This window comes from Natronorubrum sulfidifaciens JCM 14089 (assembly GCF_000337735.1).
Lineage (GTDB): Archaea > Halobacteriota > Halobacteria > Halobacteriales > Natrialbaceae > Natronorubrum > Natronorubrum sulfidifaciens.
In genome coordinates this window covers 110,946-127,196 of sequence record NZ_AOHX01000047.1, presented here as the reverse complement: position 1 = coordinate 127,196, position 16,251 = coordinate 110,946, and the positions used below count along the sequence as shown (strand labels likewise).

The 16,251-nt window shown below is 60.9% G+C and carries 16 protein-coding genes; 8 read left to right on the top strand and 8 right to left on the bottom strand.

Annotated features, from left to right (window positions below; all coding sequences use genetic code 11):
* Positions 1–3 precede the first annotated feature (3 nt).
* The 3 genes from C495_RS16060 to C495_RS16050 form a co-directional block, all read right to left on the bottom strand.
* Positions 4–861, bottom strand: a complete 858-nt coding sequence (locus tag C495_RS16060; protein ID WP_008164793.1) for a TAXI family TRAP transporter solute-binding subunit — start codon at positions 859–861, stop codon at positions 4–6.
* 166 nt (positions 862–1,027) lie between these two features.
* Positions 1,028–1,399: a VOC family protein gene (locus tag C495_RS16055; protein ID WP_008164791.1), complete on the bottom strand. Its 372-nt coding sequence runs from the start codon at positions 1,397–1,399 to the stop codon at positions 1,028–1,030.
* 161 nt (positions 1,400–1,560) lie between these two features.
* Positions 1,561–2,769 (bottom strand): MFS transporter, encoded by a 1,209-nt coding sequence (locus tag C495_RS16050; RefSeq protein ID WP_008164789.1) that lies wholly within the window; start codon positions 2,767–2,769, stop codon positions 1,561–1,563.
* Positions 2,770–3,056: 287 nt separating this feature from the next.
* Here C495_RS16050 and C495_RS16045 point away from each other — a divergent pair, with 287 nt between their 5' ends.
* On the top strand, positions 3,057–3,266 hold the full coding sequence (locus C495_RS16045; RefSeq protein WP_008164787.1) for a heavy-metal-associated domain-containing protein: 210 nt from the start codon (positions 3,057–3,059) through the stop codon (positions 3,264–3,266).
* 80 nt (positions 3,267–3,346) lie between these two features.
* The gene (mch, locus tag C495_RS16040; RefSeq protein ID WP_008164785.1) at positions 3,347–4,279 is read left to right on the top strand and encodes a methenyltetrahydromethanopterin cyclohydrolase; all 933 of its coding nucleotides are present in this window, start codon (positions 3,347–3,349) and stop codon (positions 4,277–4,279) included.
* A gap of 49 nt (positions 4,280–4,328) precedes the next feature.
* Here the strand turns inward: mch and C495_RS16035 are convergent, their stop codons facing one another.
* Positions 4,329–5,984, bottom strand: a complete 1,656-nt coding sequence (locus tag C495_RS16035; protein ID WP_008164783.1) for a GTPBP1 family GTP-binding protein — start codon at positions 5,982–5,984, stop codon at positions 4,329–4,331.
* Between the two features lie 135 nt (positions 5,985–6,119).
* On the opposite strand from C495_RS16035, the gene C495_RS16030 reads away from it, so the two are divergent.
* A complete protein-coding gene (locus C495_RS16030) occupies positions 6,120–6,299 on the top strand; it encodes a hypothetical protein (RefSeq protein ID WP_008164781.1) in 180 nt (59 codons plus the stop codon).
* Between the two features lie 2 nt (positions 6,300–6,301).
* Positions 6,302–6,562 carry a hypothetical protein gene (locus C495_RS16025; protein WP_008164778.1) on the top strand — a complete coding sequence of 87 codons (261 nt, stop codon included), beginning with the start codon at positions 6,302–6,304 and terminating at the stop codon, positions 6,560–6,562.
* A gap of 221 nt (positions 6,563–6,783) precedes the next feature.
* Here C495_RS16025 and pyrF read toward each other — a convergent pair whose 3' ends face one another.
* Positions 6,784–7,584 (bottom strand): orotidine-5'-phosphate decarboxylase, encoded by an 801-nt coding sequence (gene pyrF, locus C495_RS16020; RefSeq protein ID WP_008164776.1) that lies wholly within the window; start codon positions 7,582–7,584, stop codon positions 6,784–6,786.
* A gap of 207 nt (positions 7,585–7,791) precedes the next feature.
* On the opposite strand from pyrF, the gene C495_RS16015 reads away from it, so the two are divergent.
* Positions 7,792–8,076, top strand: a complete 285-nt coding sequence (locus C495_RS16015) for a hypothetical protein (RefSeq protein WP_008164774.1) — start codon at positions 7,792–7,794, stop codon at positions 8,074–8,076.
* 42 nt (positions 8,077–8,118) lie between these two features.
* Here C495_RS16015 and C495_RS16010 read toward each other — a convergent pair whose 3' ends face one another.
* A complete protein-coding gene (locus C495_RS16010) occupies positions 8,119–8,544 on the bottom strand; it encodes a VOC family protein (protein WP_008164772.1) in 426 nt (141 codons plus the stop codon).
* Positions 8,545–8,656: 112 nt separating this feature from the next.
* On the opposite strand from C495_RS16010, the gene C495_RS16005 reads away from it, so the two are divergent.
* The 3 genes from C495_RS16005 (at position 8,657) to C495_RS15995 (ending at position 12,592) form a co-directional block, all read left to right on the top strand.
* Complete coding sequence (locus C495_RS16005; RefSeq protein ID WP_049890395.1) at positions 8,657–9,025, top strand: methylglyoxal synthase; 369 nt, start codon at positions 8,657–8,659, stop codon at positions 9,023–9,025.
* A 149-nt stretch (positions 9,026–9,174) separates the two neighbouring features.
* Entirely contained in the window at positions 9,175–10,911 is a 1,737-nt protein-coding gene (locus C495_RS16000) for a cation:proton antiporter (RefSeq protein WP_008164768.1), read from the top strand.
* Positions 10,898–12,592 (top strand): cation:proton antiporter, encoded by a 1,695-nt coding sequence (locus C495_RS15995; protein ID WP_083902501.1) that lies wholly within the window; start codon positions 10,898–10,900, stop codon positions 12,590–12,592. The genes C495_RS16000 and C495_RS15995 overlap by 14 nt, the downstream gene beginning before the upstream one ends.
* A gap of 237 nt (positions 12,593–12,829) precedes the next feature.
* Here the strand turns inward: C495_RS15995 and C495_RS15990 are convergent, their stop codons facing one another.
* A complete protein-coding gene (locus C495_RS15990) occupies positions 12,830–14,497 on the bottom strand; it encodes a cation:proton antiporter (protein ID WP_008164764.1) in 1,668 nt (555 codons plus the stop codon).
* The gene (locus C495_RS15985) at positions 14,490–16,244 is read right to left on the bottom strand and encodes a cation:proton antiporter (RefSeq protein WP_008164761.1); all 1,755 of its coding nucleotides are present in this window, start codon (positions 16,242–16,244) and stop codon (positions 14,490–14,492) included. Before C495_RS15985 ends, C495_RS15990 begins: the two co-directional genes overlap by 8 nt.
* Between the last annotated feature and the right edge of the window lie 7 nt (positions 16,245–16,251).

Below are 16,251 nucleotides of genomic sequence, written 5' to 3'. Positions count from 1 at the left end.
CGCTCAGAGATGTGTATAAGAGACAGCTTCGGGGCCGAACGCCCACTGTGCACCGAGTGCCCAGCTGGTGACGGTGTCTGTGATTTCGGTGACGTCCTGGTTCCAGCCGTAGGGCTCGAACTCCGTTTTCAGCGCGCCAGGCGTGTTGTCGATTGCCTCTTCGAACTCGTCGTGGATCGGGATCGCCTGCAGGTCCGCTTGGACGTCGACTTCTTCGGCCCACGAGGTGAGGTCGACGCCGTTTGCGCCGTAGACACACAGTGCGTCCACTCGGCCTTCCTCGACCGCACCAGCAACGTCGCCGGTGTCGCCGTTGTAGATTCGGCCCTCGTCGTCGAGCGGTTCCCACATACCGGCTCGGTCGATGACCTCCTCGGTCAGCAGTCGGGTACCGAATCCGGGCTGGATCGGGTAGATATCGTAGTCGCCGTCCACGATGTCTGCGGTCGATTCGATGCCCGAGTCTTCAGTGGCGACCCAGTACATCTCGAGGCTCGTGAACACGAATCCCTGCATCGGGAAGTCGTCGACAGGGTCCTCGTCGAAGGGGTCTTCTTCGTTCATCGCCTTCGACAGCGAGTTGTTGTCGACGGCCATCGCGGGGATGTTATCGTTGTCGAACTCGTCGAGGTTTGCGGTCCAGCCGCTTGTAACCTGCGGCGAGACGTTCACGTCCTCGCTGTGCTCGTTTGCCGCACGTGCAAGCGCCTGTGCCGCCTGCTGGCTCGAGCTGTTTTCGGAGGTGGCACCGATCGTGACCGTTTCACCATCGCTGCCGAGACAACCAGCAAGACCAGCGATTCCTGCTGCACCAGTTGCTTTAAGAACAGTACGCCGATTCAGCTGCGTCATATCTGCCATGTACTCACATGCTTGCACTTGCGTGGTTTAACTATGTTGGATTGACCATGATCTATGATCAATCATCATATGTTTGTATACGAGAAAGTGTTTTGAGTGTTTATTGTGGAATTGTATTTTGCTAGCAGTGGTAAAGAAATTATTTGGCAGTGCAACGAGTCCGGAGCTAGACGCGTTCGACGAACTCGACGACGTAGCCGTTCGGATCACGAACGAACGCAACTCGCCGATCGATTGCCTCCATCGTCGTCGGCTCCTCGAGGACATCACAGTCGGTTTCCGAGACGACGCGGTCGAAAACGTCGTCAGTGTCATCGACACCGAGTGCGAGGTGGTCGATGCCAACTGGATCGGATGTATCTCCGTCGGGGTCGTGCTTGAACTGGATCTCGGCACCGTCAGCGGTGCCGATGTAGACGTTTTCGACGCCGTCGTCGGCCGTAAACCCCCACGTCTCCTCGAGTCCGAGGACATCGCAGTAGAAGGTTCTCGTCGCGTCGATATCGTCGACCCAGATTGCAGTATGGATGAGCTCCATACGTGTATTATTGTCATTGTGTTCATAACGGTTGATATCCTGTACGGCGCGCGAGCCAGTGGCCAGCGGGACAACAGGGTGCTCGAGCGCTGGGGAGCGGTGTGTTATACGATCGTAACAACTGAAACGGTTTACACATCCGGAGGCGTGTGTAAACCGTTTCAGTTGTCCCTATGTGTTCGCCAGAGGAGAACGACGAGAAACACGAGGGCAACGAACGACGCGCCCGCGAGCATCGTCCACGCCGCCTCGTAGCTGCGAGTATCGACGATGAGGCCGAATGCGGGCGGTGCGAGCAAGGCACCGCAGTTGAGCGCGATCTGTCCACCGGCGGTCGCACTTCCCATCTCTTCGGTGGGAACGAGCGAGCCAATACAGGAGTAGTAGACACCAGTGAAGCCGAGCACGAAAAATCCGAGCAGGGAAAAGAGGACGAGCGCGACGGTTGGGCTGTCAACGAACGTCACTGCGAGGAACAGGACTGCTGAGGCACCTGCTTGGAGACAGAGGATACGAAGTGTCGATGCGGTCAGCGGCATCGAGAGATAATCGGCGAGCCAGCCGAATCCGATACGGCCAGCGCTGCCAAAGACCTGCGCGGCGGCAAGGGTAACACCAGCGAGAACGACGCTTGCACCGACGTTCTCATCGACGTAGAGGATGGTGTAGCCGATCGTCGTAAACAGGCCTGCGCCAAGCGCGAATCCGGCAGCTGCCAACAGCACGTACTCCGGATTCGCGAGATGGCCGCGGATACCGTGCCGGTCGCTGTCGCCGCCGCGACTGCCAGCATCATAGATCATCCAGAAGACGACGCTGATAATCACTGCCCAACCCGCCGCAAGCAAGAACGCGACTTCCCAGCCGAAGTGTGCGGCACCGAACCACGGGACGAGAACGGCACTGATCCCGCTTCCGGCAGTCACTCCCACCTGCTTGATCCCCATCGACGTGTTGAGTCGATCGGCTGGAATCGCGTTGAAAACCGCCTTATTCGTGCCCGGCATCGCCGTCGCGTAGAACGCGCCAAGGATGAACACGGCCGCGAGCAAGGTGAGATACGTCGGTGCTGCTGTTACGCCAACGGCACCGACGGCAAGGCCGAGCAATCCGAGGACCAACGCTCGATCCTCCCCGTACTCGTCGATGATCGACCCGACCGGGAGCAAAAAGAGCGTATACCCGAGTGTCAGCGTCGTCATCATCACGCCGATATAGGTCGCAGAAATGCCAAACTCATCACGGATGAACGGCGTCACCGCATACACTGAGTAAAAACAGATACTTGCGGTCACCTGCCACAGAAGGATGAGTGCAGTGTACCCTTTCCACCCTTGCACTTGAAGTCGTGATCTGACGACGTTGCTCATTGCGCCCCCGTCACTCGATCAGCATCAGTGCTGGTCGGCTGCCGGTCGGTTCCTCGGAACTGACAGGTGTACAACAGGACTCTGCCGTCGAATACGACGGCAAACGGAACATGATTGAGAGCCACGAGTACACGACACACGAACAGTCGTCGAAATAACTGCTGTGATCGAGCGTGGCCGACTGTCGAGAGCCACGCGACATCTCCCACACAGAGAACACCCGTGTGCAGTGTCTGATCTCTCCGAAAACAGAACGCTCACGTCCATCGAGACCAGAGAGACGGGCGATGAAACAGCTAACACTCGAGGTAACTGGGATGGCCTGTGACGGCTGTGAAGCGAACGTAACCGAGGCGCTCGAGGCGCTCGAGGGTGTCACGTCGGCGACGGCAGACCACGAGGCAGACGAGGTATCCGTCGAACACGACGAAACGAGCGTCGATGTGGCGACGATCAGTGGGACAATCGAGGACGCGGGCTACAACGTGGCGGCCTGAAGTCGGCCTCGACTGACGGTGGTGGGTTCTGTGGACTCGAACTGACAAACTGTTTTAGGTCGGAGGATGAACCCTCCGCTATGGAAAGTCTCAACCGGATGGCGATCGAGCTGGTCGACGAGGCCCTCGAGTACGCCGAGGAGTTGAACATCGGTGGCTACGACCTCGACAACGAGGCGACAGTACTCGACTTCGGACTCGAGTTCGCCGGCGGGATCGAGGCAGGGCTGTTGCTGACGGAGATTCAGACGGCGGGAATGGCAACGCCAAGTCACGACCTCGGCGAACTCGGCGGTGCGCCGATCCCGTACGTCGAACTCTCGACGGACCAGCCAGCGCTGTCGCTGCTCTGTTCGCAGAAGGCGGGCTGGGAGCTGACGACCGAGGATTTCGAGGGGCTTGGGAGCGGGCCCGCACGTGCGCTCGTAGCCGAGGAGTCGGAGTTTCGACAAGTCGGGTACACGGACGCGTTCGATCTGACGGCGCTGGCTGTCGAAACGGATCAGGACCCAACCGAAGCCGCCGCCGAACAGGTCGCTGACCTCGCTGAAGTCGAGACCAGCGGCGTCTTCTTGCTTGCGTATCCGACCGCGAGCCACGTTGGGTCCATTACGAACGCGGCTCGCACGGCCGAACTCGCGACGTTCCGCCTCTCCGAGCTTGGCTACGATCCGATGGATATCGTCTCGGCGACGGGGCGAGCGCCGGTCGCGCCGGTCGCTGGCGACGAGCAGACTGCCATCGCGCGCACGAACGACGCCATCGCCTACGGCGGCACGGCACACCTGACGGTCCGTGAGGACGCCGATGTCTTCGACTCGGTGCCGTCGACGGCCGCCGAGGGCCACGGCCGGCCGTTCGGAGAGATCTTCGACGACCTCGAGTGGGAGTTCGCAGAAGTGCCATCGGATCTCTTCGCGCCCGCGAAGGTGACGATCGATGTCATCGGCGGCCCAACGTACGTCTACGGCGAGACGGACGAGGAACTGCTCGTCGAGTCGTTCGATCTGTAGTCGGACGATTCGAACCAGTTTCCCGACGAGGCGTGGACACGCGACAGCGTCACTCGATCGGGTAGACGTCGGTTACCGTGCCAACGCCCTTGCTGTGGCCCTCGCGGAAGACGAACTTCTGACCTTCCTCAACGAGGTACGGGCGGAACTTGAACCGAACCGTCGTCTCGCCGGTATCGCCCGGCAGGAGACGGCCGTCTTCGGGAGTGAAAGATGCAGCCTCGCCGATCGTCTCGAGGTGAACGACGGGTTCGTACCCCTCGCCGATTCGAGTGGGGTGGTTGAGCACCATCACTTCGGCCTCGAACTCCCGGACAGGGTCGGGATCGGCGTCGCGTGGCAAGAGGACCATGCCGCGGTCGATGGCGCTCTCTTTGACGCCTTTGAGGGCGATGCCGACGATCCGACCCGCCTGCGCCTTGTCGACACGGTGGTAGTGCATCTCGATCGAGCGGACTTCGACCTCCTGAAAACGGCCGTCGGGCATCGGCCCAAGCAAGAGTTCGTCGCCGGCTTCGACCTCGCCGGACATCACCGTTCCCGAGGCGACCGCGCCGACGCCGGTCACGGAGTAGCTCCGGTCGACGTACATTCGGAACTCGCCGGTGTCCTGTGACGTTTTGGGGAGGCGATCGAACAGTTCGTCGAGCGTCTCGAGGCCGTCCATTGTGATTGCGCTCGTTTCGACGATCGGGACGACGCGTTCGCCGATTTCGTTGATCGCGGCGTCGACGCCGTGACGGGCGACTCGCAGCGGCGATTTGTCGACCTCGCGCAGGAGTCGCTCGACCTCGCGTTCGACCTCCTCGACGCGCTCGTCGTCGACGGTGTCGGTTTTCGTGATCACGACAAGCGTCGGCAGCTCCGTTGCGAGCAAGACGCCGAGGTGTTCGCGCGTGGTTCGGGTCGGGCCGTCGTCGGCGGCGACGACGAGCAGCCCGTAGTCGAGTTTCTGACCGACGAGGCCGCGAATGGTCGTCCGGAGCCACGGCTCGTGACCGACGGTGTCGACGAAGGAGACGAGCCGATCCGCTTTTTCGACGACCGCGGCTCGATCCGCCTTTCGGTTCGGGTTTCTGACTCGGACCGGGCCATCCTCATCGAAGCCGTAGACGGCATAGGAGAGGTCAGCCGAAAGTCCCCGTTCGACCTCGTGGGGTTGGACGTCGAGGAAGCTGCGTGTGGCACCGTCGCCGTCATCCGGCGTGCCAGTGATGAGCGATCCAACGAGTGTACTCTTGCCGTGGTCGACGTGACCCGCCGTGCCGACGACGACGTGTTCGTCGTCCGTCTCGAGGACGCCACCCTCTTGAATCATCGCGATACCAACGAGGCCACGGCTGTGGCTCCCTGCTTCCCAGTCCGATTCGGACTCGAGTGGCTTCGATTCGCCGTTGATCCCCCATGTCTGGACGTCGTCGATATGGGCGTCGGCTTCCTCGGCGAGCAACGAGAGGACATCCATCGTCTCCGAGAACGTGTCAGGGTCGATGCCGGCGATGCCGCCGTCGTCCGTTACACCAACGACATAGGTCGCCTCGCCATCGCCGGAGAGCAGTCGGTGGCGCAGTTGTGCGGCCAGACTCTCCCGTCGTCCGCCCTCGAGGTGGACATCACGTGAGAGTCGCTCCTTGAATTCGACGTTGCCACCGTTCTGTTCGCCACGGTCCAGGGCTCGCTTGAGAAGAGCCCGGTCACGGCTCATGTGCCCCGGTAGTTCGCCACATGGCAAAAGCCTTCCCGTGGATTGTGAACATAGCACACAATAGACTGTCTCGAGCCGACTCCATCGGTGCAGTTCCAGCCCCGGTTTCAAGGGATTCGAGGCCCTACTGTGGGTATGAGCGTGAGCGGCCTCTGTCAAGTCTGTGAGTCACGGCCCGCCGAAGAGCAGTGTCAAAACTGTGGTGCGCTCGTCTGTACGGTTCACTACAACGAGACGAAGGGGCTGTGTACCGACTGCTTCGCACAGGCGGACCCGAGTCGACAGTCGGACGACGTAGACATCACTCGACTCTAACCGTGACGTCTATTCGTGACCTGCTGGGCGAGTCACTCGCGATCGGTGATCGAGTTTACCTCACGCTCGAGGAACGTGACGGCCGCCTCGTCGCCGACCACCCCAACGACGCGAGTCCGATGGATATCGCCGTCGTCGAGGGCCTCGAGCGACTCGAGGAGCGACCGCCGACGGAACCAGTCGCGGTCGAACTCCTCGATCGCGTCGTCGACGGACGGATCGCGGGTCGCGTCGTCGCGGCTGGCCGCGAGCAAAACGACTGACAGTGACACGGACACGCCTGCCCGATCGCATGAGAGACGAAACGAAGGTCCTCCTCGGAATGCTCGTCGGCGCAGCACTACTGACAGTCATCGTGTTCGTTCGCTTCAGTTCGGTCGCCTGAGACGGACTGGTATCCCAGCGTGCGGTGTACCAACGACTATCCTGCAGTTCCGCCGACACCGACGAACAGGAGTTCGTCTGAGTGCGACGCAGCGTCCGTTTACGCTCGATACTGGTTCAGCCGGTTTTTCAGCCGCTTTGCGGCCTGCCCGCTCGCTTTCGCGAACTCCTCGCCGCGGTCCTCGCCGGCAAAGATGATCCCGCGCGAGGAGTTGACCAGTCCGACGCCGTCTGCGAGGCCGTATTCGACTGCGGCTTCGGCATCGCCGCCCTGTGCGCCGACACCGGGCACGAGGAAGGGCAGGTCGGGTACCTGTTCGCGCAACTCCTCGAGTTCTTCGGGTTTTGTCGCGCCGACGACGAGGCCGACGTTGTCGTTGTCGTTCCAGAGATCCGCCAGCGCGGCCACGCGCTCGTAGACGGGTTCGCCCGTCTCGAGTTCGAGGTCCTGAATGTCCGCACCGCCGGGGTTCGAGGTTCGACAGAGGATGAAGACGCCTGACTTCTCGTCTGCGAGAAACGGCTGCAGCGAGTCCCGGCCCATATACGGGTTGACCGTGATCGCGTCGACGGTCTCGAGCATCTCGGCGTACTGGCGGGTCGTGTTCCCGATGTCGGCTCGTTTCGCGTCGAGCAAGACGGGGACGTCCTTGCCGTGAGCGTAGGCGATCGTTTCCTCGAGCGCCCGCCAGCCGTCGGGGTCCTCGTAGAAGGCGGCGTTGGGTTTGTAGACGGCTGCGTGTTCGTGAGTGGTGTCGATGATCCGGCGGTTGAACGCCCACCGTGGGAGGTCATGGTCCTGCAGGTGGTCGGGAATACGCGATGGGTCGGGATCAAGGCCGACGCTGACGACGCTGTCGACCGTCCGAATGCGGTCGTGCAAGCGATCGAAGAAGTTCATGCGAGCGAGTGGCTTCCCGACGGTCGAAAAGGTTGCTATCCCGGTTGGTGTGTGTCTCGAGGGCGACGGGACGAGAATCGGTGGGCAAATGCGAGGGCAGCGGGGAGCCGTCCGTCGGTTCCGTGTCGAGGTGTGCGTGAGACGCTATTGCATCGACCAAATATTTTAGACAGCAACTACTTCGGTAATCTAGCCGACGACTACAGTATGGCTACTCGAACCGACGGGAAATCCAACTCGCCACTCGCTCGGCTCCGTGCACGCATCCGGTCGACGTTGTTCACCGGCGACGAACCGGTGGCAGACGACGCTGACGTCGAGTCGACGGAACCAGCCGAGCGGACGGCGGACCCGGACGCACCCGGAAATCTCTTTCAGTGTTCGTCGTGTGGGACCGTCTACATCGACTCAGAAAAGCAGACGTGTTCACACTGCGAGGACACCGTCGAAGAAGTCCGCTCGACGCTGCGGTCGTCCGCCAACGGGCCGTAAGCCGGTCCTATCGTTTCTCTCCCCGTGTGCACACCGACTGGATCAGAACTCGAGCAGTTCGAGCAGGTTCGATTCGGGATCTCGCACGAACATGACTGTCGTTCCGCTTTCGGTCGTCCGCGGTCCGCTGATGATCGGGACGTCGTCCGGCAACGCGTCGGCGACGGCCTCGAGGTCGTCGACAGCGAGGCCGACGTGTGTCGCGCCGGGCTGGTTGAGCCCTGCTGCAGACACGCCCCGCGCTTGTGGCTCGTACTCGACGAGTTCGATCCGGCATCCGTCCGCCTCGAGGTGGGCGAACTCACCGCGTGCGCCCTCGACGCCGACGGCATCGGAGAAGGCCTCACCGCCGACGCTGAACCGATCGACGACCTCGAGGCCGATGACGTCCCGGTAAAACGGCAGGGTTTCCTCGAGGTCGCTGACGGTGATACCGACGTGATGGGCACTGGGCTCGAAAGCTGTCATGGCAAGTGGTCGAGCGAGCAGCCACGAAAAACGTTCGGCTCCGGTCGAGAACAAGTACATGGGGACTGGTCACATCACACACAGTTATCGTTCCGGCGATCAACGATCCGATATGACTCGCGTCGCACTCATCGCCCACGACGAGAAGAAGCCGGACCTCCTCGAGTTTGCACAGGCACACGAAACGCAGTTGGCTGCGTACGACCTGATCGCAACCGGGACGACCGGCAAGCGACTGATGGAGACAACCGACCTCGAGGTCGAGCGCAAGGAGTCGGGGCCGCTCGGTGGGGACCTGATGATCGGGTCGGAGGTCGCCGAAAACAAACTCGATGGGATCGTCTTCCTTCGAGACCCACTGCGCGCCCAGCCCCACGAGCCCGACATCTCCGCGCTGTTGCGGATCTGTGACGTCCACGACACCGCACTGGCGACGAATCTTGCGTCCGCGACGTTTCTGATCGAGGGGTTGGCCGACTGAGACGGGCTGTGACCCGATCACGGGCGGCGGGATCGGTGGCCGTGCCGCCAGTAGTCCGTCTAAGCGCTCACGACGTGCGAGCGGTTCCGAACGGAGAAGACAACCTATAACAACAGCAGTGAACCTATGCATGAGTGAACTACTCACTGATGAGTGAAATTGCCCTCGCGGCTGACTTTGCGATTATTATCGTCGTCGCGACGATCGTCGGCCTGATCGCCCGCCAGACGGGCCAGCCCACGATCATCGCCTACATTCTGACAGGGCTGATCCTCGGCCCGGTGATGTTTGACATCGTCACCGAGGAGGGCCTCGTCGAGAGCATGGCCGAACTCGGGCTCGGATTCTTGCTCTTTTTGCTCGGGATGAAGATGCGATTCGACGACATTCGGGAGATTTTACGCCCGATCATCAACATCGCCGTCTGGCAGACGATCCTCCAGACGGCACTCGCACTCGCAGTCGCGTGGGCGCTCGGGTTCGATCCCACGGAAGTCGTCATCATCGCGTTGGCGACCGTCTTCGGCGCGACGCCGATTATCGTCAAGATCCTGACCGACAAAGACGAGATCACCGCACTACCGGGCAAGATCGACGTCGGCGTCCTCATCGTTCAGGACATCTATCTCGTCATCATCCTCGCCTTGCTCGGTGCCGACGAACTCGGCAGCGCAAGCGAGATTGCGACCACACTCGGCGTCATCGCCGTCATGATGACGTTTATCGGTGTCTTCTCGATTGCCTCCTCGCGGTATCTCCTGCCGAAACTGTTCCGCCGGATCGCGGACAACAAGGACGTCTTCCTCGTCGTCTCCATCGCGTGGGCCTTCCTCTTTATTGCCGTCTCCGAACAGTTCGATCTCTCCCTCGAGGTCGGGGCCTTCCTCGCCGGCATCAGCCTCGCCCAGTTGCCCTACAGCAAGGAACTCGAGGATCGAATTACGCCGATCACGGACTTCTTTATCCTCGTGTTCTTCGCCAGCATCGGGCTGCGACTCGCGGCCGACGACCTGCTTGCCTACTGGCTCGAGGCGATCGTCGCCTCGGTGGTGTTGATGGTCGGCAACTTCTGGATCATGTTCTATCTGATCGACCGGGAGGATTTCAGCGTCGAAACCTCCTTCCTCGGGGCGATCAACATGGTTCAGGTCAGTGAGTTCTCGCTGGTCGTCGGTGCGCTTGCAGTCCAGCAGGGCTACATCGACACGGACGTCCTCGGCTATCTGAGTCTGATGGCACTCATGACGATGAGCGTCTCGACGTACATCATCAACTACAACCACACGCTCTACGCCAGATCGAAGCCGTGGTTCAGCCGCTTCGAGTCCGAATCGAAAACCGATATCGATCTGAAATCGTACGACGACCACGCCATTGCCATCGGCTACGACGAGGTCACCCAGCAGGTGTTGCCGTTGCTCGAGGAAGAGTACGGGGACGTCGTCATCATCGACCGCCAGACGGACCATATCGAGGAACTCGAGGAGGAAGGGCGGTACGACTATATCTACGGCGATTTCCGTCACGGCGAGATTCGTAAGGAGTCAAATCTGAAAAACGCCTCGTTCGTCCTGAGTTCGACCGTTCAGTTGGACGTGAACAAGGCGCTGCTCAATGAGGTGAGTGACGATGCGACCGTCTTCGTCGAGGCCGAGCGGATCGACGACGCACGCGAACTCTACGACCGCGGCGCAGCATACGTGATCATGAGTACCTACCTGACCGCCGAAAAGCTGAGCGAGTACCTCGAGTGGTACATCTCCGACCCGGCATCGTTCGACGAAGCAGTCGAACGTGACATCGAACGGATCACCGAGCGTGCACGCAGTGATCCGACCGATCGCCAGCGTCGGCGGACCGGCCCGGGAGGTGATGGCGATGACTGACCTGATCACTGCACTCGCGGTCGTCTTTGTGACAGCTGGTGTGTTCCTGCTGATCGCCAATCAGTTCTCGCTCTCGCCGATCCCGTTTTATCTACTGGCGGGGCTGGTCACCGGCACGATTGTCGCGGAGCCACAGCTTATCGAGCTTGCCCAGTGGGGGATCGCGTTTCTGGTGTTCACGTTCGGCTTCCGGACGGACTTCAGTTCCGTTGAGTCGGTGCTCAGAGACGCCGAGACGGCAGCCGTCACACAGCTCCTCGTCGTCGGCCCGATCGCGTTCGGCGTGGCCCATCTCGTGTTCGGCTTCGGCCTCGAGAACGCGGTCTACTTCGCGATCGCCGCCACGCTGAGTTCGACCATCGTCGGCGCACGCGAACTCGAGCAAGAGATTCGGAGCAACCTCGTCCATGGCCGACTCGCCTCCTCAGTTCATTTCTTCGACGATCTGCTCGCGATCGGCCTGATCGTCGTTCTCTCGGCCGAGCAGTACACGTCGACGCTCGTGACCTCGAAGATCGGCTACGGCGTGATCTTCCTGCTCGTGGCGCTTTTGATCTACCGACACGGATTCCCGCTGCTCGTCCGACTTGCCGGTGGCTCGGACGAACTCGTGATGATGGGGAGTATCTCGATCCTTATCGGGTTCATTGCAGGGGCCGAACTCGCCGGCGTCTCGATCGTCGTCGGAGCGTTCGCCGCTGGGATCGCGATTCGGGGAGACGACGTCTCCGCGCTCGGCGTTCAAAACGGGATCGCATCCATTCGTGACTTCTTTGTCGCAATCTTCTTCGTCACGCTCGGCGCACTCGTGTCGATACCCAGTGCCAGCGTGCTCGTGGTGGCGCTTACGCTCGCAGTCCTCGTGTTGGTTGCCAACCCGCTCGTGCTCATGCTCGCGTTCGTTTACGAGGGGTACGACGCCAGAACCGCGTTCCTCTCGAGTACGAGTCTCAACCAGATCAGCGAACTGTCGCTCGTGGTCGCGATTCAGGCGCTGTTGCTCGGAAGCATCTCCGAGACGCTTTTCGATGCGATCATCCTCGCGGCTGCTGCGACGATGATCCTGACATCGGTTGCCAGACGGTACGAGGAGCCGGTCTATCGGTCGCTTATCGAGCGGCTCGTCGCCGGACGACAGACGCGCAAGATCGACGAACGGAGTGCGGTCGACGACGACCTCGAGGATCATATCGTCATCGTCGGCTATGGCCGGCAGGGACGTCGCGTCGTCGAAACCTGTGAACGCCTCGGCCGCGAGTACGTCGTCATGGATAACGACCCCGTGCTCTGGGACGACGTGCGCTCGGAGTGTCACAACTACGTGTTCGGCGATGCCCTGTCCACCTATCCGTGGACGAAAGCTCGCGTCAGTGAGGCGTCGCTGGTCGTCTCGACTGTCGACCACCGTCCCGTCTCCGAGGCCGTCCTCGAGGTCGAAACCGACGCGGACGTGATACTGCGATCGGAAACCGCGGCCGAAGCGACGGCGCTACTCGAGCAGGGTGCGACCTACGTGAGCGTTCCGAACGTGCTCGCCGGAGATCACCTCACAGAACTCGTCTACGCCATTGGAACCAACAAGACCGACACGGAGACGCTCAAAGACGACCATCTCGACTACTTCGACGCCCTCGAGCGACATGGATTCGCGAGTCGCGGTCGGTGGGGCGACACGGAGTGACCGGAGACGGCTTCGGCTGTCTCCTCGTTGTGTTGCGATCCGCCAGTGGTCATACTGTCGGACAGAACTATTCGAAGATCGATCGCTCTACTGCGGCCGTCCCGAGAGTGACGGCCGCGAATTCGCGATTGACTTCTTACTGACTTCTGTCCGACAGTATCAATCAACCGTTTGTCGCGTTCCGCGACGGGTCACCGACGCTGACGGTCCAGTCTCCGAACGTGACGAACGCAGCCCCTAGCGCTGGCGGTGGGAGACCGCGTCGGTGCGTGGCCTGAGGTCGGTCAGCTGTTCGTCGCGAAGTTCCGCAGGCGTCAGCTTACCGTCTAACACGTCTTGGAGCTGTTGGGACAGCCGTTGCCCGGCGAGCAGTTCCGAGACACTGACGTACAGTGCACCTGCCTCGAACAGATCCAGTGCCGTCGTTCGGTCGCTTTCCCGTAGGATAACGTCCGCCGAAAACTCAAGTGAGAGGAGACGCCTGGAAACGGGCTCGGAATCGACCGTCGAGACGATGAGTTTGGCCTCCTCGGCGTTCGCTTTCTCCCAAGTGTACGACTCCATTGCATCGCCAAAGACGAACGCCGCACACTCGGATTCGACTGTGCGCCGGCGAACCGGATCGTTCTCGATCACGACGTACGGCTGTCCGAGCCGCTCACAGGTCTCGGCTAGGAACCGTCCTTGCCGACCGTATCCGGCGATGATGACGTGATCTGAGATCGTTTCGGGGACCGCACTCCACTCGTCGATTTTGCCGTAGGTGCCCCTGAGCAAGCCACGGCTTGCCAGCCCCCGGTGGATTCGTTCGTCATAGCGTTGGCTCACACTCGAGGTGATCATCGTCACGGCCGCGGCGAAGATGATCGCATCGAATACCAACTGAGAGAGCAAGCCCAACAGCAACGCTTCGATCGCGATGATGAGTGCGAACTCGCTGACTTGGTCAGTGCTCAAACTGGTCAGCGTTGCCGACCGTGCCTCATACCCCTTGTACATCAGAATCGCTGTCGCGACCGCTGGTTTCACGACCCCCGTCAGAACCACGAGGACAGCGACGATGAGGAGCTTCTCGAGGGTCGGAAACGCCACGAGCGCGCCGACCGTAAGGAAGAAGATCGCGACAAAGAAGTCCTTGATCGACTCGAGGCCGTTAAACAGGCCGAGATACTCCGTGGGCTCGTGACGGACCGCGAGGCCGGCAGCGAACGCCCCGACGACGATGGAGATGCCAGCGCTTTCGGCTGCGCCGACGAACACCACGAGCAGTGAGATGACACTGATGATCATCAACTCGTCCGAGCCGCCGGCAAACCGCCCGATCATGTCGAACAGGTATCGGTTGACGAGCACGGCAGCGGCGAGCAACGCGAGCCCGTAGCCGAGTTGGGCCGCGATCGGGTCTGCGGCGAGTGTGCCGGCACCCAACACGAGCAGGAAGACGATCGCGAGCAGATCCTGAATGAAGTGGATCGATTTGGCGAGTCGGCCGTGAACGAGATTCCGTCGAATCTCCGTATCGAGCAGTGCGGTTCCAACGATCGTCGATGAAAGCGCCGCAGCGATTCCGAGGTAGATCGATTCCGCGAGCGGAACCCCAAGGACGAGCCCGGAGCCGACTCCGAGTGTGCCAATCACGAACACCTGCCCGACCGCAGCGACTTCGCTGTCGGCAAACACCGTCCGAACGGCGGAGAACTGGATACTGAGGCCAAAGGAGAACACGAGCAGGGCGATCCCGTACTGAGCAAGTTCCAGCGTCGCCCCTTCGTCGATGAACAGGCCCGCGATGATCCCTGCGAGAATTAACAGCGGGACTGTCGGCAGTTTGAATCGGTTTGCTACCAGCAAGAACGGGCCGGCGATGATGAAAATTATCGAAACTGCGGTGAGTAGGTCAGTCATCGACCTCACCTCCAGTGTGGTCGATCGCATTCGGGAACGTCACCGAGCGGTGCAACAGCTCGAGGTCGTCCTCGATGGCTTCCATCAGCGTCTCCTCGTCTTCGAGATACGTCTCGAGCGATTCCGCGAGTCGTTCGGCAGCGAGGTGGTCGCTCATGATTACACAGTGGGCACCGTGGTCGTAGAGGTCGTGTGCGTCATCGATTTGCTCGGCCTCGACGAAGACGGTCGCGTCCTCGCCGGCCTCTCTGAGGAGCGCTTTACTCACTGCAGGTTCGACCGACGACGAGAGGACGAAGTCGGCCTTTTTCAGGGCCGCGTCCTTCCGGATCGTCGAATTTCGGAAATCACCGTACAGCGTGTCATACCCCTCATCATCGAGCGCTTCGATGTGTTCGACCGTCCGGTCGACGACGATAACATCGTCGTAGTGGGCGGCGAGGATCGGGAGGGCGCGACGAGTGACCTCGTCGTAGCCGATAACGACGGCGTGGTCGCGGTATTCTCGGCCGCCTCCCTCGAACTCGTCATCGGTGTCCCACCGCGAGAGCGCCGGTCTGAGGCGGGCGAACAGCTGGCGGTTGTACTCGATGAAATACACCGACGCGCTCATCGTGAACAGCGCGAGTAAGGTGACGAAGCCGAGCACCTCCGCGCCGACGAAGCCACCTTCGACGGCGACGGCGGTGACGATGATTCCGAACTCGCTGATCTGCATCATGTTGATGCTGCCCAGAAACGTCGTCTCGAGGCTGAACTGTTGCCAGTCGATCAGCAGGAAGAAGATGACGAATTTGGCGGGCATCAACACCAGCGCGGCGATGACGGCTTCCTGTGAGTAGGCAAGCAACTGACTCGGCTCAAGGTCCAGTGCGACCGTGACGAAAAACACCATGACGAACAGGTCAGTCAGCGGGTTAACACGGTCTTTGAGCTCCTTGCTGTAGGGGAGTTGGGCGATCGCCAACCCGGCCAAGAACGCGCCCATCTCGATAGACATGTAGGCCTCGATGCCAAGCGGTGCGAGAAAGAGGTTGATGTTGTCGGAGACGAATACGAAGATGAACGCCCACGAGATGGCGATCAGGAAAAAGACCTCCTTGTTGTCCGCGATCCGGCGGAAGACGACCGGCAACAGGTAGCGAGAGGCCCCGATCGCGGCGACGGTAATGATCGCAACCAGCGTGAGCACGACGGCCAGCGTCGTCGCGATCTCGGCCACATCGTCGGGTCGACCGGCTGCCAGCACGGCCAGCAGAATAACGACGACGACGTCCTGGACGAGCAACACCCCGACGTCGATTTTGCCGTGTAGAGAGGTCGCGTCGTCCTTATCAGTCAACATCTTGATGACGACTGCCGTCGAGCTGTACATCAGCGCGAGCCCGATAATAAACGCCTCGAGGAGGCTAAAGCCGAGTGCCATCGAAACACCCATGCTAACGATGGCAACCGCCGCCATCTGTGGAATCGATATTTTGACGATCGGGACGAGGACGTGACGAATCTCGTCGAGTCGCATCTTGATCCCGAGCAAGAACAGCAAGAACGCAAGCCCCAACTCGGAGAGCAGTTCCGTCATCTCGGTGACTTCAACGATGCCGAGGGCTGCCGGTCCCAGGATCACTCCCGTAATGATGTAGGCGATGACCGTCGGCTGGCCCGTCTGCTTTGCAATAAATCCGACAAGTGTCGCCGCGAGCAGGATAATCGCGAGATCGACAGTAAGGACTGCCTCGGAAACCATTCGTTGG

Bases quoted from the DNA above. Each gene is read 5' to 3' on its own strand.
- C495_RS16060 (WP_008164793.1), bottom strand. From the start codon at position 861: ATGGCAGATATGACGCAGCTGAATCGGCGTACTGTTCTTAAAGCAACT.
- C495_RS16055 (WP_008164791.1), bottom strand. From the start codon at position 1,399: ATGGAGCTCATCCATACTGCAATCTGGGTCGACGATATCGACGCGACG.
- C495_RS16050 (WP_008164789.1), bottom strand. From the start codon at position 2,769: ATGAGCAACGTCGTCAGATCACGACTTCAAGTGCAAGGGTGGAAAGGG.
- C495_RS16045 (WP_008164787.1), top strand. From the start codon at position 3,057: ATGAAACAGCTAACACTCGAGGTAACTGGGATGGCCTGTGACGGCTGT.
- mch (WP_008164785.1), top strand. From the start codon at position 3,347: ATGGAAAGTCTCAACCGGATGGCGATCGAGCTGGTCGACGAGGCCCTC.
- C495_RS16035 (WP_008164783.1), bottom strand. From the start codon at position 5,984: ATGAGCCGTGACCGGGCTCTTCTCAAGCGAGCCCTGGACCGTGGCGAA.
- C495_RS16030 (WP_008164781.1), top strand. From the start codon at position 6,120: ATGAGCGTGAGCGGCCTCTGTCAAGTCTGTGAGTCACGGCCCGCCGAA.
- pyrF (WP_008164776.1), bottom strand. From the start codon at position 7,584: ATGAACTTCTTCGATCGCTTGCACGACCGCATTCGGACGGTCGACAGC.
- C495_RS16015 (WP_008164774.1), top strand. From the start codon at position 7,792: ATGGCTACTCGAACCGACGGGAAATCCAACTCGCCACTCGCTCGGCTC.
- C495_RS16010 (WP_008164772.1), bottom strand. From the start codon at position 8,544: ATGACAGCTTTCGAGCCCAGTGCCCATCACGTCGGTATCACCGTCAGC.
- C495_RS16005 (WP_049890395.1), top strand. From the start codon at position 8,657: ATGACTCGCGTCGCACTCATCGCCCACGACGAGAAGAAGCCGGACCTC.
- C495_RS16000 (WP_008164768.1), top strand. From the start codon at position 9,175: ATGAGTGAAATTGCCCTCGCGGCTGACTTTGCGATTATTATCGTCGTC.
- C495_RS15995 (WP_083902501.1), top strand. From the start codon at position 10,898: ATGGCGATGACTGACCTGATCACTGCACTCGCGGTCGTCTTTGTGACA.
- C495_RS15990 (WP_008164764.1), bottom strand. From the start codon at position 14,497: ATGACTGACCTACTCACCGCAGTTTCGATAATTTTCATCATCGCCGGC.
- C495_RS15985 (WP_008164761.1), bottom strand. From the start codon at position 16,244: ATGGTTTCCGAGGCAGTCCTTACTGTCGATCTCGCGATTATCCTGCTC.